General features: G+C 43.6%; 23 protein-coding genes. 5 read left to right on the top strand and 18 right to left on the bottom strand.

Annotated features, from left to right (window positions below; all coding sequences use genetic code 11):
• Positions 1-4: 4 nt before the first annotated feature.
• The 4 genes from lpdA to RZ44_RS03945 are packed head-to-tail and all read right to left on the bottom strand — an operon-like array spanning position 5 to position 4,499.
• A complete protein-coding gene (gene lpdA / locus RZ44_RS03960) occupies positions 5-1,417 on the bottom strand; it encodes a dihydrolipoyl dehydrogenase (RefSeq protein ID WP_035808721.1) in 1,413 nt (470 codons plus the stop codon).
• Positions 1,410-2,492, bottom strand: coding sequence for a butyrate kinase (gene buk / locus RZ44_RS03955; protein ID WP_035808719.1), 1,083 nt, complete (start codon positions 2,490-2,492; stop codon positions 1,410-1,412). Before buk ends, lpdA begins: the two co-directional genes overlap by 8 nt.
• A 2-nt stretch (positions 2,493-2,494) precedes the next feature.
• A complete protein-coding gene (locus RZ44_RS03950; protein WP_035808718.1) occupies positions 2,495-3,592 on the bottom strand; it encodes a Leu/Phe/Val dehydrogenase in 1,098 nt (365 codons plus the stop codon).
• Between the two features lies 1 nt (position 3,593).
• Entirely contained in the window at positions 3,594-4,499 is a 906-nt protein-coding gene (locus RZ44_RS03945) for a phosphate acyltransferase (RefSeq protein ID WP_052108780.1), read from the bottom strand.
• A gap of 238 nt (positions 4,500-4,737) precedes the next feature.
• On the opposite strand from RZ44_RS03945, the gene RZ44_RS03940 reads away from it, so the two are divergent.
• Complete coding sequence (locus RZ44_RS03940) at positions 4,738-4,995, top strand: DUF2627 domain-containing protein (protein ID WP_035808717.1); 258 nt, start codon at positions 4,738-4,740, stop codon at positions 4,993-4,995.
• On the opposite strand, the gene recN is transcribed toward RZ44_RS03940, so the two are convergent.
• From recN to RZ44_RS03870, 14 genes are all read right to left on the bottom strand, one after another.
• On the bottom strand, positions 4,996-6,660 hold the full coding sequence (gene recN, locus RZ44_RS03935; RefSeq protein ID WP_035808716.1) for a DNA repair protein RecN: 1,665 nt from the start codon (positions 6,658-6,660) through the stop codon (positions 4,996-4,998).
• 14 nt (positions 6,661-6,674) lie between these two features.
• Entirely contained in the window at positions 6,675-7,127 is a 453-nt protein-coding gene (ahrC, locus tag RZ44_RS03930) for a transcriptional regulator AhrC/ArgR (protein ID WP_035808715.1), read from the bottom strand.
• A gap of 88 nt (positions 7,128-7,215) precedes the next feature.
• Positions 7,216-8,001, bottom strand: a complete 786-nt coding sequence (locus tag RZ44_RS03925; RefSeq protein WP_035808713.1) for a TlyA family RNA methyltransferase — start codon at positions 7,999-8,001, stop codon at positions 7,216-7,218.
• On the bottom strand, positions 7,979-9,871 hold the full coding sequence (gene dxs / locus RZ44_RS03920) for a 1-deoxy-D-xylulose-5-phosphate synthase (protein WP_035808712.1): 1,893 nt from the start codon (positions 9,869-9,871) through the stop codon (positions 7,979-7,981). Before dxs ends, RZ44_RS03925 begins: the two co-directional genes overlap by 23 nt.
• 94 nt (positions 9,872-9,965) lie before the next feature.
• Positions 9,966-10,841, bottom strand: coding sequence for a polyprenyl synthetase family protein (locus RZ44_RS03915; protein WP_035808709.1), 876 nt, complete (start codon positions 10,839-10,841; stop codon positions 9,966-9,968).
• Positions 10,831-11,040 (bottom strand): exodeoxyribonuclease VII small subunit, encoded by a 210-nt coding sequence (xseB, locus tag RZ44_RS03910; RefSeq protein WP_035808707.1) that lies wholly within the window; start codon positions 11,038-11,040, stop codon positions 10,831-10,833. The genes RZ44_RS03915 and xseB overlap by 11 nt, the downstream gene beginning before the upstream one ends.
• The gene (xseA, locus tag RZ44_RS03905; RefSeq protein WP_035808706.1) at positions 11,033-12,373 is read right to left on the bottom strand and encodes an exodeoxyribonuclease VII large subunit; all 1,341 of its coding nucleotides are present in this window, start codon (positions 12,371-12,373) and stop codon (positions 11,033-11,035) included. The genes xseB and xseA overlap by 8 nt, the downstream gene beginning before the upstream one ends.
• Positions 12,374-12,379: 6 nt before the next feature.
• Entirely contained in the window at positions 12,380-12,763 is a 384-nt protein-coding gene (gene nusB, locus RZ44_RS03900; protein ID WP_035808704.1) for a transcription antitermination factor NusB, read from the bottom strand.
• Between the two features lie 26 nt (positions 12,764-12,789).
• Positions 12,790-13,140: an Asp23/Gls24 family envelope stress response protein gene (locus RZ44_RS03895; protein ID WP_035808703.1), complete on the bottom strand. Its 351-nt coding sequence runs from the start codon at positions 13,138-13,140 to the stop codon at positions 12,790-12,792.
• Between the two features lie 400 nt (positions 13,141-13,540).
• On the bottom strand, positions 13,541-14,284 hold the full coding sequence (locus tag RZ44_RS10985; protein WP_081962411.1) for an Ltp family lipoprotein: 744 nt from the start codon (positions 14,282-14,284) through the stop codon (positions 13,541-13,543).
• Positions 14,285-14,517: 233 nt separating this feature from the next.
• Positions 14,518-15,864, bottom strand: a complete 1,347-nt coding sequence (accC, locus tag RZ44_RS03885; RefSeq protein ID WP_035811530.1) for an acetyl-CoA carboxylase biotin carboxylase subunit — start codon at positions 15,862-15,864, stop codon at positions 14,518-14,520.
• Entirely contained in the window at positions 15,864-16,301 is a 438-nt protein-coding gene (gene accB, locus RZ44_RS03880; RefSeq protein ID WP_035808702.1) for an acetyl-CoA carboxylase biotin carboxyl carrier protein, read from the bottom strand. The genes accC and accB overlap by 1 nt, the downstream gene beginning before the upstream one ends.
• 107 nt (positions 16,302-16,408) lie before the next feature.
• Positions 16,409-16,966 (bottom strand): elongation factor P, encoded by a 558-nt coding sequence (efp, locus tag RZ44_RS03875; RefSeq protein ID WP_035808701.1) that lies wholly within the window; start codon positions 16,964-16,966, stop codon positions 16,409-16,411.
• A 28-nt stretch (positions 16,967-16,994) separates the two neighbouring features.
• On the bottom strand, positions 16,995-18,050 hold the full coding sequence (locus RZ44_RS03870; protein ID WP_035808699.1) for a M24 family metallopeptidase: 1,056 nt from the start codon (positions 18,048-18,050) through the stop codon (positions 16,995-16,997).
• A gap of 115 nt (positions 18,051-18,165) precedes the next feature.
• On the opposite strand from RZ44_RS03870, the gene RZ44_RS03865 reads away from it, so the two are divergent.
• Genes RZ44_RS03865 through RZ44_RS03850 form a run of 4 tightly spaced genes read left to right on the top strand, consistent with a single transcriptional unit; the run spans position 18,166 to position 20,280 of the window.
• Complete coding sequence (locus tag RZ44_RS03865; RefSeq protein ID WP_035808698.1) at positions 18,166-18,726, top strand: hypothetical protein; 561 nt, start codon at positions 18,166-18,168, stop codon at positions 18,724-18,726.
• 15 nt (positions 18,727-18,741) lie between these two features.
• A complete protein-coding gene (locus tag RZ44_RS03860; protein WP_035808695.1) occupies positions 18,742-19,650 on the top strand; it encodes a DUF1385 domain-containing protein in 909 nt (302 codons plus the stop codon).
• Positions 19,647-19,865: an SA1362 family protein gene (locus RZ44_RS03855; RefSeq protein WP_035808693.1), complete on the top strand. Its 219-nt coding sequence runs from the start codon at positions 19,647-19,649 to the stop codon at positions 19,863-19,865. The genes RZ44_RS03860 and RZ44_RS03855 overlap by 4 nt, the downstream gene beginning before the upstream one ends.
• Before the next feature lie 28 nt (positions 19,866-19,893).
• Entirely contained in the window at positions 19,894-20,280 is a 387-nt protein-coding gene (locus RZ44_RS03850; RefSeq protein WP_035808691.1) for a rhodanese-like domain-containing protein, read from the top strand.
• The last annotated feature ends 14 nt before the right edge of the window (positions 20,281-20,294 follow it).

Here is a 20,294-nt window from a genome sequence, read left to right as displayed (position 1 = left end):
CTTCCTAAACGTGGATTGCGATACCTTCGGCATCGAGTCCGATTTCTTTAATGATTTCTCCGACTGACGGATGTGCGAATACCGCACTCGACAGTTCAAGTGCAGATGCATCCATAAATTTTGCAAGCGACAGCTGGTTAATCAGTTCCGTTGCATTGGCGCCGACAATCGACGCGCCCAATATATCTCCTGACGGTGAGACATTTAATTTAATAAACCCTTCCCCGCCGTCTTCGATTACTGCTTTGGCGATTGACGACAGCGGTAATTTATGAGTTTTAAAATCTGTATTTTGTGCTTTCAGCGCCTCAGTGGTATGACCAATGGAAGCGACTTCCGGTGATGTATAGATACATCGCGGTACATTGCTGTAATTAAGCGTAAGCGGATTATTGTCGGTAATGTGTTCTGCTGCAATTAACCCTTCCTCTATGGCAACGTGTGCGAGCTGCGGTGATGATGTCACATCGCCGATCGCGTAAATGTGCGATTCTTTCGTCTGTTGAAACTCGTTCACTTCGATTATACCGTTTTCGAGTTTGACTTTCGTGTTCTGAAGTCCGAGTTCAGCTGTATTTGCCTTCCGGCCGATCGCAACAACTGCTTTGTCGAATAACGTTTCTGCACCATCGATCTGCAGCGATACACTGTCATCCTTAACCGCTGTGCCTTCTTCTGACAGTTTAACGCCTGTGTGAATCGTTACGCCGCTCTCAGTCAGTGATTTTTTCACCGCCTGTGCCACGTCTTTATCTTCTGTCGGCAGAATTTGTTCTGACGCCTCAATAATCGTTACATCAGAACCGAATGCATTCAGTACAGTCGCAAATTCCACCCCGATTATGCCTCCGCCGACAATGGCGATTTTTTTCGGCACGTCCTCTAAATACATCAGGTCATCGCTCGATAAAATCACTTTGCCGTCAAACGGCATAAACGGCAGTTCTGCCGGTTTTGAACCTGCAGCGATTACGACGAAGTCGTTAACGAGTATGTCGCTTTCTTTTTCTTCATCCGCATAGCTGACACTGACAGCGCCTGCAAGCGGTGAAAATAATGACGGTCCGAGTACAGTTGCCGTACCCTCGTATACGTCCACTTTATTTTTATCGAGCAGATATTTAATACCGTTTTGCATCTTATTAACAATCTCATCTTTACGTTCGATAATTTTTGCTATTTCAACTGACGGTTCATTCGGTGCTATGCCGTACAGGTCCGCATTTTTCATCGTATTGATAACATCTGCACTCTTTAAAAAGCTCTTTGTTGGAATACAGCCTTTGTTCAGGCATGTACCGCCGAGACTGCTTTTTTCAACAACTGCAACCTGATGACCGAGCTGGCTGAGTTTAATCGCTGTCACGTAGCCGCCTGTGCCGCCGCCGATAATGACTGTATCGTAGTTTTTAGTCATGTGAAACCTCCGCTTTATAAGTCTTAAGCAACGATCTGTCCTGTTCAACCGTATATGCACCGTATGCCAGTGCTTCCATTTCCAGTTCACCCGGATACACGGTAACCGGTGCAAGGAATGAAATGTAAGGTTTGATTAAATCCATTACGTATTCACTGTAGCTGACACCGCCGGTGAAAATAATCTGATCGATCTCACCGTGCAGCACCGCTGCCTTTGCACCGATTTCCTTGCCAATCTGAAATGCCATCGCTTCCAGTACTTCGGCGCTGTGTGCATCTCCATTGTCGATATCTGCTGTAATATCACGGACATCCTCAGTGTTTAAATGAGACAGGAGACCGCCCTTTTTTGAAATAAGTTTATTGAATTCCTGATGCGACAAATTATTTCTGTCGATGTATTTTAACAGCCCTGCTGCCGGCAGACTGCCTGCGCGTGTCGGACTCATCGGTCCGTCACCGTTTAAGCCGTTGTTTACATCGATTACACGGCCGAGGTGATGTGCCCCGACTGTAATGCCGCCGCCCATATGAATGACGATTAAGTTTAAGTCTTCGTAATTTTTACCGGCGGAAGACGCATATTTTCTCGCCACTGCTTTTTGGTTCAGAGCGTGGAAAATCGATGTGCGTCTGATGCCTTCAATACCGGTATACTGTGCCTGAACAGACAGCTCATCAACAACGACAGGATCAGTAATTACTGCTTCAATGTTATAATTGCCGGCAAATTCAGCTGCCAGAATACCGCTTAAATTCGAGGCATGCTCGCCGTATTTACCCGATGTTAAATCATTAAGCATATCATCGTTGACTAAATACGTGCCGCCTTCAACCGGCTGCAGCAGACCGCCGCGTGCTGCGACGATACTGATTTCTTCCGGATTAACATTGCTCTCGTTCAAAAATTGAATGATTGTGTCATAACGTACTGCCTTCTGCTCGTTAATGCCCTGACTGATTAGCTCCTTGTCATGGGAGTAGGTCTTAACTATATGGCAATTTAAATCCCGGAAGAGCGCAACTTTCGTCGTTGTACTCCCGAGATTTAATACAAGTATAAACTTTTTCATTACTATTTTCTTCCGGAAAGGATGTTTTTATCAGTTTGAGTGTACACGCTCTTCACGTTCTGGATTGCTTTAATACGGGCTTCAGCCAGGTGATCCGCTGCATGCTGCGGTGAAATGTTCTCTTCTTTTGCAATCGTAAAGATCTTGTCTATCTGGTTGTAAACGTCTTTGACTTTCGCAGTGGCACGTTCTTTGTTGTACCCTTCAAGTTCGTCTGCAACGTTAATTACCCCGCCTGAGTTTACTACATAGTCCGGTGCGTAAACGATACCTGCATCCTGCAGCATCTTCCCGTGTTTTTCAATGTCCAGTAACTGGTTGTTCGCACTTCCGCAGATTGCTTTAACTTTCAGCTCGGGAATAGTTTCGTCATTTAAAATTCCGCCGAGTGCACATGGTGCAAAGATATCAGCTTCAACGCTGTAAATATCATCGAGACCGACAGCTTCAGCACCGAAGTCATCCACTGCACGCTGTACAGCTCTTTCGTTAATATCAGTAACAATTAATTTCGCGCCTGCTTCATGCAGGTGTTTACAGAGACTGTAAGCGACGTTGCCGACACCCTGCACAGAAACTGTTTTACCTGTCAGGTCGTCACTGCCGAATGCTTCTTTAGCAGTCCGCTGCGTTGCAACGAATAATCCGAGAGCCGTGAACGGGCTCGGGTTACCGCTTGAGCCGTATGCTTCGCTGACACCGCAGACGTAATCAGTTTCCTGGTAAATGAAATCCATGTCCTCAACTGTTGTGCCAACGTCTTCAGCTGCGATATAACGGCCGCCGAGGTTGTTGATGTAACGCCCGAGTGAACGGAAGAATGCTTCCGATTTGTCTTTTGAAGCATCGCCGATAACGACTGCTTTACCGCCGCCGAGGTTAAGTCCTGCAGCTGCATTTTTGTATGTCATTCCTTTAGCGAGACGGAGCACGTCTGTAATTGCATCTTCTTCACGTTCGTAGTTCCAGAATCTGATTCCGCCGAGTGCCGGTCCGAGTGTAGTATCGTGGATACAAATGATTGCTTTAAGTCCGCTTGCTTTATCCTGACAAAATACCAATTGTTCGTAATCGCCCTGTTCCATTTCAGTAAAAATCATATTAAACATCCTCCTGGTTGTGTTCCATCATTTTAATTGCCAATTTAATTGAATTATACTTTTCTTCTTTTGAATCAGCACGTGAAGTCAGTACGAACGGTACTTTAAGTCCCGTAATCATACCGGCCACGTGGCCGCCGGCAGTCGTAACGAGTGCTTTATACAGTATATTGCCTGCATCGATGTGCGGCATAATAAGTATATCGGCATCCCCCGCTACTTCTGAAGTGTAGCCTTTAATTGCTGCAGCTGATTTTGACATTGCAAGATCATACTGCATCGGTCCGTCGATAATTGCATTATCAAATTTATGACCTGATACTATTGTATCATTTGTGACGGTAGAAGCTATTTTTTCATTCAATTTTTCCACCGCAGAAAGCAGTGCAACTTTTGGTTTTTCAATTCCGAGCCTGTGTGATGCGGTAACTGCGTTTTCTATTATTTTAATTTTAGTTTCTGTATCCGGATCGATATTCATCGCTGCGTCGCTGATGATTACCGGTTTATGGTAATTAGGCATGCTGAACAGTGCAACGTGAGAGAGCAGTTCCTGATCTAAAAGTTTAAGTTCTTTGTTCAAAACTGCTTTTAAAATGACACCTGTCGAAATGAGCCCTTTCATCAGTACATCCGCTCCGCCGTCTGCAATAAAACGTCCGGCCTGCTGTGCTGCGCCGGTATCATCCGTACTGTGGTGAATCGTGATGTTATGTAATTTATAATCATGGTTTAATTCGCTGAACATTTCTTTAAGCGTCTGTTCATCGTCGAACAGGTGCCATATTATACCGAGTTCCCCTGCAGTCTCCGTGACCAGTTCAAGCAGATCTTCTGAGGCTGCTTTGACGAGTGCTATTGATGCTCTTGTGCTGGAATTTATTTTTAATGTTTCATCAAAATTCATGAATTCGCCTCCCCGGAATTATTATACAATATTTCGTGAAAATACATTTGCAGAACCCCTTTTGAAAGCCCTTACAAAAATCATACAATTAATTTTAGTAAAAGAAAAGCGTATTAAAAATGTTTAAGTATTGAGAATATTTCAATACGTTATTTCATAGATGTTTCATAAATTATAAATTTTACTTTCTACAGTTTGATGTATAATACATTTAGAAATGATTTTAGGAGAATTACTTATGATGAAAATAATCGCCTTAATTATACTCGTCATTCCCGGCATTATTGCGGGAGTTGGAATTAAACTGATGCGGGACAGCATATTCGGTATCGTTATCGATCCGTTTACATACACTGCACTGCAGTTCTTCGCCGGTCTTATTATGACGGCACTTGGTATTTGGTTTATCGGAGGATATCTCCTCTACCGCGAGCGTAAAAACAAACGTGCACAGGAACGTTTCATGAAACAGACAAAAAAATCCGGTGAAGATTAATTAATCTTCACTGGATTTTAGTAATTCCGCGGCATTTAACCTTGCGGCTTCAGTAATTTTCGAGCCGCTGATCATGCGTGCAATCTCTTCGATTTTATCTTCGTATTTAAGATATCCTGCCGTTGAATGCGTGCGTTCTCCGTCAGTATTCTTTTCGACGTGCAGCAGATGATCTGCAGTTGCTGCTGCCTGTGGCAGATGTGAAATAGCCAGCACCTGGCGCTGTTTTGATAACAATTTCATTTTCTCGACCATGCGTGCAGCAACCTGACCGCTGACACCGGTATCGATCTCATCAAAAATAATCAGCGAGTCGCTGTCAAACTCCGAGAAAATTGTCCGGAGTGCCAGGCTGACGCGTGAAACTTCCCCGCCGGAAGCAATTTTGTTCAGCGGTTTTAACGGTTCGCCTTTATTTGTAGCGATTAAAAACTCAACGTCGGTGAAACCGAGCGGATTAAAATGTGATTCTTTCAGACTGATTTCAAACTGCACGTTCGGCATTTCGAGCTCATTCAGTTCACGGCGCAGCTTGCTCTCAAGGAAATGCTTGCGCTCCGCTCTGTACTTATGCAGTTTTTGTGCGGACTGCTCCATTTTTAAATAGAGTTCCTTCTGTTCTTCTTCCAGTCTCGTAAACGACTGCGAAATATTTTCAAGATCGTCGATATCCTCCTGCAGCTCCTGCTGGAATTCGAGCAGACCCGGGTAAGTTTTCGTAAACTTGCGTTTCATCTGGTTAAACTGATTTAAACGAGACTGAATTGAATTCAGCCGCTCCGCATCATAGTCGATTGAGGACAGGTCGTTTGTCACATGCGAATTCAGTTCCGTTAAGAGATAATATGCATCCATCAGTGTATCTTTATAAGATGTATAGGATTCGTCGAACTTTGTCACGGTATCGAGCGACTGATTAATATCGTACAGCATGCCCTGCGGAGGATATTCACTGACGAGCAGTGACTTAATCTGACTGAGAGCGCCGTGAATATTTTCGTAATTGGATAAAAACTCAAGCTCGTTTTCAAGCTCTTCCTCTTCATCTTCTTTCAGCTCGAGCGCAGAAAGTTCGGCATGCTGCATTTTTAACAGCTCCAGCTGCGTCAGACGGTTGCGGTCTTTATACTCGAGCTCTTCAATCCGTTCTTTAACCTGCTGATATGCTTCGTAATGTTTCCGGTAATCTGTAAAAATATTTTCTTTGCCGAGACCGATATAGCGGTCCAGGTATTCGATCTGTTCGCTCTTTTGCAGCACTTCGGTTTGCGAAGACTGGGAGTGAATTGACAGTACCAGCGCCATAATCTGTTTTAAGTTATTCAGCGTGACCATCTGATTGTTAATTTTAATCAGACTTTTGCTGCTCGCCATGACTTCGCGTCTCACGATATACAACTCGTCTTCTTCAATACCGAGTGACTTCAGCATACTGCTTAGCTTGTCACTCTCAGGAAAGTCAAAGACACCTTCAATGACAGCACCGCTGCTTCCGTAACGGATGTCGTCTGCAGAAGCACGGCGGCCTTCAAGGTAACTGACTGCTTCGATAATCTTCGACTTACCGGCACCTGATTCGCCGGTAAAAACGGTCATTCCTCTGGAGAAATCCAGTTCAACATTTTCAAGTACGGCAAAATTCTGCACGCTTAATCTGAGCAGCACATTAAACACCCCGGTTAAATAAGATTAAAAATACGATCCTTAATTAACTGCTGTGATTCTTCATCACGGCAGATTAAGAGACATGTGTCATCTCCGCAAATAGTTCCGATAACTTCTTCCCACTCCAGCTGGTCGATTATCGCACCGATAGATTGTGCGTTACCAGGCAGTGTTTTTAAAACGAGAAGATTACCTGTGAAGTCCAGTTTTACAAAACTGTCCATCAGATAGCGGCCGAGTTTCTCGAGCGGATGATACTGCCTGTCTTTTGGCATACTGTAAACGTATTCCCCGCCCGGTGAAGGTACTTTAATCAGCTGCAGCTCTTTTATGTCTCTTGATACTGTAGCCTGAGTCACATTAAACTTGTGCTCGATAAGTTTATCGACAAGCTCTTCTTGTGTTTCGATGCGGTTGTTCGTAATGATTTCCCTGATTTTAATTTGTCTGATTGATTTATTAGACATTAAAATCCCCCCTTTATAAATGAATTATTGAATATTTATTCATTATACTATCATAAGGTGTTCCAAATGCATAGCAAAAACAAAGACATCAGCCGTACACGACGGTTTTGATGTCTTTGTCTGTTATTGCATATTCAGTTTCGGCAGGTGTCAGATAGAATAAATATTCTACATTGCCTTTTGTTCCGGTAATCGGAGAACGTTCGATGCCGGCTGAATTAAGGCCGAGTGCAGAGCATTCTTTCAGTACGCGTTCGATGACATGTGTATGTGTATCGAGGTTCGTAATAATGCCGCTCTCCTCACGTTCTTCAAGGTAACTTTCAAACTGCGGCTTAATTAAAGCGGCGATTTCCACCGTGTCGGAAAACAGAGACTTAATATGTCTCAGAATCGGAACGATCGATGTAAACGAGACATCGATTGAAATAACTTCCGGCACAGGATTGAAGTTTTCAATTACCGTATCTTTAAAATTCGTCTGCTCCATCACACAGACACGCTCATCGATACGGAGCTGATAAGCGAGCTGGTTCGTACCGACATCGACGGCATAGACATATTTCGCACCGTGCTGCAGTGCACAGTCAGTGAACCCGCCTGTCGACGAACCGATATCGAGCATGACTCTGTCATTTAAATCCAGTCCGAAATGATCGATGGCATGTTTCAGTTTTAAACCGCCTCTTGAAACGAACTGCTTCACGTTTTTAAATCTGACGTTCGCTTTGTCCGGCGCTATTTTATCCGAAGCTTTATAGACCGGTTCGTTATTATTCAATACTTTTCCGGCCATGATCAGCTTTTGGATGACATCGAGTGAACCGACATTGAAATGTTCAAAAATATACTCATCGATTCGTATTTTTTTCATGCGTTTCCCCTGTCAGCTGTTTCGTACGCCCGGCGATGTTTTCCGCTGTAATGCCGATATCACGGAGCAGCAGATTCACATCACCGTGTTCGATATACTCATTATCGATGCCGAGACGCTGCATTTTATTCGTATACATTTTGTCGTGCATATAAGATGAAATCATGCTGCCGAGACCGCCTGTCAGCATCGCTTCTTCAATGACGAAGACAGGAACACCGCTCTCACCGAGCGTATCGAGCATAGCGTTATCGAGCGGTTTAATGAAGCGCGCGTTGATCACTTTAACTTCGATGCCTTCTGCACTTAATTTGTCTGCTGCTTCCATAACAGTCTGCAGTGTCGGACCGTATGAAACGAGCGCTGCATCCGTCCCTTCACGGAGTACTTCCCACGTACCGATTTCAAGCGGCCCGCGGTCTTCGTTCATATCGATGCCGTGCACGTTGCCTCTAGGATAACGGATGGCCATCGGGCCCGGAGTACTAAACGACAGATCGATCATCATTTCAGCTTCCTTTTCGTCTCTTGGCATCATTAAAGTGATGTTCGGCAGCGGTGCAATAAAGCTTAAGTCGAATACACCCTGGTGTGTTTCACCGTCTGCCCCGACAAGACCGCTGCGGTCAATTCCGAGCAGGACGTCGAGGTTCTGTCTGTCGACATCGTGCAGCAGCTGATCGTAACCGCGCTGTAGGAACGTCGAATAGATTGCAAGATAAGGTTTCATTCCTGCAGCTGCCATTCCCGCAGCCATCGTTACAGCGTGCTGTTCAGCAATGCCCGTATCAAAGAAACGCTCCGGCAGTTCGTTCTGGAACTTTGTCAGCTTGCTGCCGACCGGCATAGCCGGTGTCATTGCAACGATCGATTCATCTTTATGTGCACGGTCGAGTACAGTATTCGACATAAATGCACTCCATGATTCGGTCTTCTTCGTACCGAGCACTTCTCCCGTTTCAATCTTATACGGTCCGAGACCGTGCCAGATACCAAGCTTATCGTGTTCTGCCGGATGATATCCCTTACCTTTTTTTGTAATTACATGGATAATAACCGGTCCGTCATATTCCTTCGATGTTTTAATTGCAGCACCGAGGTCTTCGAAATTGTGCCCGTCCACCGGACCGATATATTTAATGCCGAGCTCTTCAAAGAAGATGCCGTCGACAAACATATATTTTGTGCTGTCTTTAAAACGGTCTGCAAGGTCCCGGAGCGTCGTGCCGACCTGCGGCAGACGTTCGATAAACTCTTCGGCACCGTGTTTAAATTTGTTGTACTGCGTGTTTGTTCTCATGCGCCCGAGCATGTTGTGCAGCGCACCGACATTCGGAGCGATACTCATTTCATTATCGTTTAAAATAATCGTCATGTTCGTTTTGTCACTGCCGATATGGTTTAATGCTTCAAGCGCCATACCGCCGGTTAACGCGCCGTCTCCGATAATCGGTACAACGTGATTTTTTTCACCTTTGATATCGCGTGCTTTTGCAAACCCCATAGCTGCTGAAAGAGACGTAGATGAATGACCCGCTTCCCATACATCGTGTTCGCTTTCACGCATTTTAGGAAATCCGCATAACCCTTTATATTGTCTGAGCGTAGCGAAATCCGCACTTCTGCCCGTTAATATTTTGTGTATATAGGCCTGATGCCCTACATCGAAAATCAGTTTATCCGACGGTGAATCAAAGTACTTATGAAGTGCAATTGTCAATTCAACAACACCTAAGTTTGCTCCGATGTGGCCGCCTGTCACTGCACATGACTCGATGAGAAATTCTCTTACGTCACTTGCTAGCTGAACGAGCTCTTTTTCATTTAAGTCTTTCAAAAATGCAGGCTCGTCAATACTATATATATTCATATAGCAACCACCTTTAAATTTACTAATAATAATTATAACACTTTAATGTTCGGACCAAAAAGAAAAATGATAATTCATACTGACATATGAATTATCATTGATCTCTTTCAGCAAACTTCTGAACGATTTTACGTAATCCTGCTGTCGATATTAATTCATTCAGGCTGTCAAGAATACGGTACGCTTCGTCAACTTTGTCAGCTAATGCACCTTTTGCTCCGTCCAGTCCAAGTTCGCTTACATAAGTGACTTTGCCTTTTTTAACGTCACTGCCTGTATTTTTACCTGTCAGTTCAGGATTTCCTTCCATGTCTAAAATATCATCTTTTATCTGGAAAAGCACACCGATTACCTCGCTGAAATTCTCAAGCCGGCGGGTAACTTCCTGCGCAGCATCTGCAATAATGCATGCTGCGGTTACCGGTGCTTTTATCAGTGCGCCGGTTTTATATGCGTGAATCGTTTCAAGCTCTTCCAGCGTTGTTGCCCGTTTTTCAGCCTCGATATCAAGCATCTGTCCGCTGATCATGCCCGACTGTCCACTTGCAGTTGAGATGGTTTCAACGAGTCTGATTCTCACTTCTGCAGTTAATTCCTTATCTTTTGCAATCACGTTAAAGCTTTCGTTCAGCAGATTATCTCCCGCGAGGATCGCAGTACCTTCACCGAAGACGATATGATTCGTCGGCTTGCCGCGTCTTAAGTCATCGTTATCCATCGCCGGCAGATCGTCGTGAATAAGCGAATACGTATGAATCATTTCAATTGCGGATGCGGCGCTGATTCCTTTATCAGGAGATTCTCCCAGCGCTTCAAGTACAGTAAATAAAAGCAGAGGACGCAGTCCCTTGCCGCCGGCTTCAATCGAATATTTACTTGCGTTGTAAATCGTTTCAGAATGCTGATACGTATTCAGGTGATTGAGAATGTTCGCTCTCACTTTAGCGATGCCGGATAAGTTATTCTCCATCGCTGTCAGTGTCCTTATTCAGTTCTTCAACTTTTAACTCTGCATTTTTCAGTATGTTGTCGCATTCCTGTGAAAGTTTAATACCTTCCTGATAAAGCTCAAGCGACTTCTCAAGAGATACTTCCTCTTCGTCCAGCGACTTGACGATTGTTTCCAATCTGGTCATTTTCATTTCAAAAGTCTGATCATTTTTAGTCATCTGTATTCACCTCTGTCACTTTCGCGCTGACTGTTCCCCGATTAAATGAAGTTTCAATCATATCGCCAACTTTTAAGTTTTCTGCTTCTGTGACTATTTTATTATTAAACGTCGTATAAGAATAGCCTCTTTTTAATATCTGCACCGGACTGACTGATTCCAGCATGTTAATATTGCCGGCAAGCCGCTCTGCCTTCTGGCCAAGCAGTGCTTTCATGCGGCGTTTCAGCTCGTCTTCTGTTCTCAGCCGCTCCGCCTGTGAATCTTTAATACGGGGAGCCGGGTTGTTATACGACAGTGATGCTTTTGTTTTATCGAGCGTGTAACGGTGTTCACGGAGCGACATCGACATATAGTTGTCGAGCGTCAAAGTCAGATCTCTGAGTTTTTCCGTCTGCTCTGTATATAATAAATTCGGATTTTTAAACTTATAATAGTTTGATAAACTCTCGAGATGTTTTTTGGAACGGTCAATTTTAGTCAGTAAGAGACTGTCGGACTGCCTCTTGAGTTCACCGAGGCGGAGATGTAAATCCCGCATGTTCGGCACTGCCTGTTCCGCTGCAGCTGTCGGCGTCGGTGCACGCAGATCACTCACGTAATCCACAAGCGTAATGTCCGTTTCGTGGCCGACACCGGTAATTACCGGTGTATTCATATTAAATACCTGCAGCGCGACTTCCAGCTCGTTAAACGTCCAGAGATCTTCAATAGACCCTCCGCCCCGTGCGAGAATCACTGTATCCGCACCAAGCTTGTCCGCACGGCTTAAGTTTGTCAGGACACTCTCCTGACTTCGTCCGCCCTGTACGTATGTATTTAATAATGTCACTTTAACCAGCGGATATCTGCGTGATAAAGTGGTAATCATATCTTTAATAGCTGCACTTGTACTGGAAGACACGATGGCAATGTGTTCCGGGAAAGCAGGAATCGGCTTTTTATGCTCCGGGTTCAGATAGCCTTTTTTCTTCAGCAGCTCTTTATTTTGTTCAAGTTTTAAAAACAGTTGGCCGATACCGTCAATCTGCATCTCCTTGACGTAAATCTGGTACTGGCCGCGGGCTTCGTACAGAGTAATGTTTCCAGCTAAAAGCACATTCTGCCCCTCTTCGGGTTTGAAATTCAGCTTTTCGGCGTCGTATCTGAACATGACCGCACTGATGACAGACCTGTCATCTTTTATAGAAAAATATATGTGGCCGTTCGTATGATGTTTCACATTCGACAGCTCACCTTTAAGAAAGACCCGTTGCAGGTACGGGTCTTTTTCAAATTTATATTTAATATATTTTGTTAAGGACTGAACTGATAAATACTTTGTACTATCCATTTTTACCTAACCTTCATTCTGCACGGCAAAGTTCTTCAGTACCCCGTTTACGAAACGGTGGCTGTCTTTGTCACCGTAGTTTTTAGCGAGTTTAATCGCTTCGTCAATAACGACCTTTACAGGCGCGCCGTGACTTTGCAGTTCGCTTACTGCGAGGCGTAATATATTTCTTTCAACTTTTGATATACGTTCAATCGTATATCCTGTTAAGTAACGGCTGATTTCATCATTTACTTTTTCCTGGTTGTGAATGTAGTAATCGACTACCGATTTAACAAATGTTTCAGTCTGGTACACTTCGTAAAAACGTGCTTCTTTCAGTTCAACGACGTTTTTGTCTGTCTGGAATAACAGCTGAAATGCTTTCTTGCGTTGTTCATGTCTTTTCATGCTTACACCTAAACCTATCTATTAACTTATTTAATAATATTAACGATGTGTACGTTAGTTTCGTTAACTTTGACTTCGAGCATATCATTTACAGCTTGTTTAACATTTTCCTGAATACGCTCAGCTACACTGTGAACGTTCCGGTCAGTTGATAATACGACGTAAATCGCAATGTGAATCTGATCATCTTTAGTCTCGACTTTAACACCGCGACCGCGGAATTTCTTCCCAATCTTTTCGATATTACCACTGGCAAAATTATTTTGCAATGAGTGAACGCCTTTAGTTTCCTCAACCGCAATACTTGCGATTACTTCAATGACTTCACTGGAAATTTCGATGCTGCCTAAATTTGTATTATGATTTTGTAAAATCATACAATCACCTCACTGTTTTATTATATCACGTGATGCCGGTAATATTAAATGGTTTGCTGAATGGATTGATAAACAATAGAGGGCGCTCGGGAAATGTGAAAAATGCTGTTTTTATTACTTTAAATATATGTCTATTTGCGGGTTTAGTCAATTGGGTGCGGGGGCGATTCCGGGGTGAGCGACTTTGCACCCGGGAAAGTGCGTTTGCACCGCAATGAGTGCGCCTCATTCCCGGAAAAGCAACTTTTCTCCGCAATGAACGACCCTCATTCCCGAGGAAGCGACTTTTCTCCGCAATGAACGACCCTCATTCCCGAGAAAACAACCTTGCCCCACCGCAGCCATCATACTTCCAAGGATAAAAAAATGACCGGCTTAAAAAAGCCGACCGATATTTTGATTATTCCAGATTATCAACTGCATATTGCGCTTGTTCCGGTGTGAATTTTTCACCATATTCAGAGACGAGCTGATCATAAATAGCGGAGTGTGACATGTTCATTATATCCTGATAATTTTCTGCTGATTTCAGGGCGTTGGCATTCCAGTCAAATTCAATGTTATCAATTGCGTACTGTGCAGCCTCTTCCGGGAATGCTTCTCCATATTCTGATACAAGCTGATCGTATATACCCGCCTTTGACATGCTCATAATTTCAGCATAGTTATACGCACTGTTCAACGCAGATTCCCATTCTCTCGGGATATCACCGGATTCTGAATCTGAAGATGCAGTTTCTTCCGCAGCGTCTTCTTCGGGCTCCGCCTGTTCTTCCTGATCCGCTTCAGCCGCTGCGAGCTCCATTTCTTCTACTTTAGTTTCGGCTTCTTCAAGCCCGGATTCTAAACTTGCTATTTGATCATCCTTTTCCGACAGTTGATTTTCCAGGTTTGCTACCTGTTCATTAAGTTGTTTGTTTTCTTCTTCGAGCTCACCAGTATCACTATTATCCTGTTCTTCAGAGTTTTGTTTTTCCAGTTCACTGACCTGATTCTCAAGCTCATCAATTTGCTGATTAAGCTGCTCGTTCTCCTCTTCGATAGCTGTTATATTTTCATCGTTTGCAACAGTATCTTCGCTTTCTTCTGCTGCACCACATGCACCAAGTAATAACACAGACGATAAACTACCAATTACCAGCATTTTCTTCAATTTACATATCTCCCTTAAATTCAATATATTTACATTAATTATAATGAATCCGAGGAGAGAAAGCTATTAAATTTTAGACTTTTCTGTTTATTTATGTACAGAAATGCTTCAAACAGGATTTGTGCTGCTCACGCTTACTCAATATTAAAAATTCCCTCGCTTACTTTAACAAGATAAAAACCGCCTATCCATCCCAAAACGGAATGAAAAGACGGTTCAGAGTATTAATTCATAATGTCATGTTCTGCTAAGAAGTTAGTGTTGTAATCATTATTCAGGAAGTCATCGTTTAACAGTATGTTCTGGTGGAACGGAATTGTCGTATCGATGCCGCTGATCTGGAATTCCCCGAGTGCGCGTTTTGCTGTCTGGATTGCTTCTGTGCGGTCTTTGCCGTGTACAATCAGTTTTGCAATCATCGAATCGTAATACGGCGGAATAACGTAGCCTGCATATGATGCAGTATCCATTCTCACACCGAATCCGCCCGGCTGAAGGAAGTCTTTAATCTTCCCTGCAGAAGGCATAAAGTTCTTATAAGGGTTCTCCGCATTGATTCTGAATTCAAATGCGTGTCCTTCGAATTTAATGTCTTCCTGTTTAAACGGCAGCTCTTCATGCATAGCAACCTGGATTTGTGATTTTACAAGGTCAATGCCCGTAATCATTTCTGTTACCGGGTGCTCTACCTGAATACGGGTGTTCATTTCCATGAAGTAATATTTCTGCTCGTTTAAGTCATAGATGAACTCAATAGTACCGGCACCGATATAATCGATGCTTTTCGCTGCACGGACAGCAGTTTCTCCCATTTCACGTCTCGTCTTGTCACTGATCACCGGACTTGGTGCTTCTTCTACGAGTTTCTGCATGCGGCGCTGTACTGTACAGTCGCGTTCACCGAGATGAACGACGTTGCCGTGGTAGTCTCCGAGCACCTGAATTTCAACGTGGCGGAAGTTCTCGATATATTTTTCAATATAAAGACTCTTATTGCCGAATGCACTCTCAGCTTCCTGCTCGGTCAATTTATAGTTTTGTGTCAGTTCATCTTTATTGCGTGCGACTCTGATTCCTTTACCGCCGCCGCCGTGGCTTGCTTTAATAATAATCGGATAGCCGATTTCATCAGCGATTTTATAAGCATCTTCGATGGATTTAACCACACCGTCGCTGCCCGGCACTGTCGGAACGTCTGCTTCGATCATCGTTTTCTTTGCTACGTCTTTAACGCCCATAAGAGAAATCGTCTCAGACATCGGTCCGATAAAGATCAGGCTTGATGATTCACACATTTCTGCGAAATCACTGTTTTCAGCCAGGAACCCGTAACCCGGGTGAATGGCATCACAGCCCGTGGATTGTGCAATCGTAATAATACCGATCATATCCAGGTAGCTGTCTTTGGAAAGTTTTGGTCCGATGCAGTAAGATTCTGTCGCTAGTTTCCGGTGTAAACTATCCTTGTCTGCTTCAGAGTATATACTGACAGTCTCGATACCAAGTTCGTGACATGCACGGATGATACGTACCGCAATTTCCCCGCGGTTTGCTATGAGTACTTTTTTAATCATCGTAATCTGAATAATGGCTGATTGTATTCAACCATATCTCCGTCGTCTACTAGAATTTCAGTTACTTCACCGGATACTTCTGCCTGAATTTCGTTGAACAGTTTCATTGCTTCCAAAATACAAACAACAGACGTGCTTGATACTTTGTCCCCTACTTTAACGTAAGCATCCGCTTCCGGTGACGGCGCTTTATAGAACGTGCCGACCATCGGTGCTCTTACAACGATGCCTTCGTCTTCGGGCTGAACTTCTTTAGCCGGAGCCTGTACCTGCTGCGGTGCTGCCTGTGTCTGTACCGGCTGAGGCGCCTGAGTTACAGCCTGTGTTATTTCTCTTTTCAGTTTAATATCCACATCTTTGTCTTTATAAGAAATCTCAGTAAGCGATGCGCGCTCCATTTTTTCAATTAAAGAATCGACTTGTTCTAAATTCATTAGCTTTACTCTCCCATAAAATAATATGTACTACATTTTACATAGGTGGTCATACCAATTCAAGTATTAATTAAGAGCAGTAAAAAATTACTGCTCTGTATTTGTAATTATGCTCTTGAAACGTAAGAACCTTCTTCTGTGTTAACGACAAGAATATCGCCCTGGTTAACAAACAGAGGCACCTGGATAGTGATACCTGTTTCAAGTGTAGCTGATTTGGATGCACCGCTCGCAGTGTCCCCTTTAATTCCCGGTTCAGTCTCAGTTACTTCAAGCTCAACAGTTTTCGGCAGTTCCACTCCGAGTGTTTCGCTTCCGTACATCATAATCGATACCGGCATATTTTCTTTAAGGAATTTAAGTTCATGTTCCAGCTGATCGGCAGGAATTGAAATCTGATCGTAAGTGTTGTTGTCCATAAATACATAGCTGTCGCCGTCTGCATATAAGTACTGCATCTTCATGTTGTCAATTTGTGCTCTGCCGACTTTCTCGCCCGCTCTGAAAGTTTTTTCCTGGATTGATCCGTTACGCAGGTTTTTTAATTTACTGCGTACGAATGCCGCACCTTTACCTGGTTTAACGTGCTGGAAGTCCATTACTCTCCAGATATTGCCTTCTACTTCTACTGTAAGTCCAGTTTTAAAATCGTTTACTGAAATCATGTTTTTCCTCCTAGATAATCTGTCTCTCTTATACGATAAACAGTTTTTTACTGCTGTGTGTTAATTTTTTTAGACCGGATTCAGTTACCAGTGTGTCATCTTCAATACGTACACCGCCGAGACCGTCTACATAAATACCGGGTTCGACAGTGACGCACATACCGGGTTCTAAAGTCATTGTACTTTTTTGAGCGAGACCTGGCAATTCATGTACTTCAAGTCCGAAGCCGTGTCCGAGTGAATGACCGAAGTTGTCGCCGTATCCGTGAGCACTGATTACATCACGTGCAACAGCATCCGCCTCTTTTCCTGACATACCTGCTTTAATCTCATCCAGTGCTTTGAGCTGTGACTCAAGCACGACGTTGTAGATTTTTTCCATTTCAGGTGATACCGAGCCGACGCCGAATGTGCGGGTAATGTCGGATGCATAGCCCTGGTAATATGCGCCGAAGTCCAATGTTACCATATCGCCTGATTCAATTACTTTGTCCGACGCGACACCGTGCGGCAGAGCGCCTCTGTGACCGCTCGCAACAATCGTATCGAAGCTTGGCCCGCTTGCACCGAGTTTTGTCATGTACGCTTCAAGTTCGTTTTTAACTTCCAGTTCAGTCATTCCCGCTTTAACAAACGTTAAAATGTACTCGTATGACTGATCGGCGATTTCGCATGCTTTCTGAATCAGGTCAAGCTCTGCTTCGGTTTTGATTAAACGGATTTTTTCCACTTCACCTGTTAACGGTACTGTGTCAAAATCTTCTTTAATCCTGCTGTATGTATTGTAGTTTACGTGTTCCCCTTCGAAACCAATACGCTTAATGTTCTTTGATTTCATAAATGATGCTGTGAAATCAAGCAGGCTTCCCTGCTGCAGTACAAACTCGAAATCCTGAGCCTGTTCAGCGCCCTGTGCTTTATACCTGAAATCCGATATAAGATATCGTCCCTTCGGTGTAATGACAAGCGCCCCGCTGGAGCCGGTAAAATTACTTAAATATCTTCTGTTATAACCGTTCATTACGAGTAACGCATCAAGGTTTTCTCTCTCAATCAACTGTTGTACTTTATCAAATTTAATCATTTCTCCGTCACCTCTCCATAACCATTTTACATGAAACCGGTCTCTATTTCATTTTCTTTTTATATTTTAACGTTAACATGTTAAAATAGTCTAATGAAATATAGGAGAATGTGGGATGAAACTTAAACTATCTGCAACGTTACTAGTATTACTTGCTGCGGGGTGCTCCGGGAGTTCGCCTGAGGAGACACTGATCGAGCAGGAAGAGTATAAAAGTGAACTTGAAGGACTGCTGCAGACCGAACAGGTCCGCAATAAGCAGCTGACACTGCATCTCGACAACCTCGAGACACAGATTGTGAACTTCGAACGCGACCGGGACAACCCGAACGTCGAAAAGTATGTTGACATCGTGACTGCTTATGCAGACGGTATTACGAAAAATCTTAATACGTTAAATGAACACATTGCGGCTTACCGCAGCGGCGATCAGGTCAATACCGGCGAAGTGATTAAAACGAGAGATGCGGTTAAAGACACAGTAGAAACTTATGAATCTGCTGTCGGTGAACTTGAACTGACGGAAGTTCTGGAACGCGAACATTCCAATGTCGTTCTTGCCAATGAGGAAATTACCGAAGCTGTAAACCAGATTGCCGATGCACTGGCTGCAGACGACGAGACCCTTCTGAACGAAGCAATTGACAGACTGCAGTCGGCCACAGAATACTTATAGAGAGAATGAAGCATAATGACCAAACTGATATACGGCGGACAGGCAGTCCCTGAAGGCGTCATGTTCCAGTCAAAAACGCATATGGCGACAGCTATACGGCGGACTAACGGCGACATCGACTACTTTGACATGCCCCGCCCTGAAAAACCGTTCTTAAATAAACTTAAAAAAATTCCGCTCGTCCGGGGCAACGTGGCAATACTGGAAGCGAGCGTTTACGGCATGAAGCATATGGACTTCGCCGCCGACCGTTACGACCGGGATCCGAGAGAGGATTACAAAATTGCAGACGAGAAAAGCAGTCAGAATACAGCGAAAGTCGTGCTTTCCACTGTAATTATCGGTATACTTACCTTCTTCATCGGTAAATTTATACTGACACTGATTCCGGTTTTTGTCGCCGAAGTGTTTTCCGGTGTTATTTCCGGAAAATTCGGCCAGGTAGCACTGGAAACGCTGATAAAATTAATTATTCTGCTCGGCTACATATATATATTGTCGCTGACACCGATGGTAAAACGGCTGTTTCAGTATCACGGTGCAGAGCATAAAGTCATCAACTGCTTTGAACAAAACAGGCCTCTAACAGTAGAAAATGTACAGTCTGAATCAAGACTTCATTACCGGTGCGGCAGTTCGTTTATACTGTTTACCGTGCTCGTCGGTTTCGTTCTGTACATGTTCGTGCCGGTCGACCCGCTCTATGTCAGAGTAATCAACAGAATTCTGCTGATACCTGTCGTACTCGGCCTGTCATTTGAAGTGCTGCAGCTGACGAACAGACTTCGTGAAGTGCCGATGTTTAAGTTTCTCGGCCTCCCCGGCCTGTGGCTTCAGTATTTAACGACAAAGCAGCCGCACAACGACCAGGTGGAAGTTGCAATACATTCATTCAACCATCTTTTAGGGAGTGAAAAAAAGTGAAAAGAGCTTTGGTAATTATCGTACTGACCGTTGCTGCAATCGGACTTTTGATGAATCTTGATTTAGTCTTAGCCATGATTGTCAACTCACTGATATTGCTGCTCCTGCTTGCCGCGATTGTTTACGGCATTTATTATTTCTTTATCTTAACTGAAGATCAGAGGAAATATAAAAAAGCATTGCGCAGAGCCAAACGTAAATACCGTAAAAAATAATACATATATAACAAGGAGAGGTTTTTAAGTGGAAAGCTGGATTATTGCATTAATAATTTTAGCAGTTGTCATCATTGCATTGGTGATAAATGCATTTTTAAGTATGAGAGGCGTCAACATGTTAACGGAGACGGAATTCAATCAGGACCTGCGTAAAGTGCAGCTGATCGATTTACGTGAGAAGGATAATTTCGAGCACGGTCATATTCTTGGAGCAAGAAATATTCCAATTTCGACATTCCAGATGAAAAAAGGCGGCATACGTAAAGACAAGCCTGTTTACTTATATGATCAAAATGGACGTACGGCACTGCGTGCTGCACGTATGCTGAAAAAAGACGGCCATAAAGATATCAATGTTTTAAAACAGGGTATTTCCAAATGGACGGGCAAGATTAAATCTAAAAACCGTTAATATTATAATTACAA

This window comes from Jeotgalicoccus saudimassiliensis (assembly GCF_000756715.1).
Lineage (GTDB): Bacteria > Bacillota > Bacilli > Staphylococcales > Salinicoccaceae > Jeotgalicoccus > Jeotgalicoccus saudimassiliensis.
This window is presented reverse-complemented; position numbering and strand designations above follow the sequence as displayed.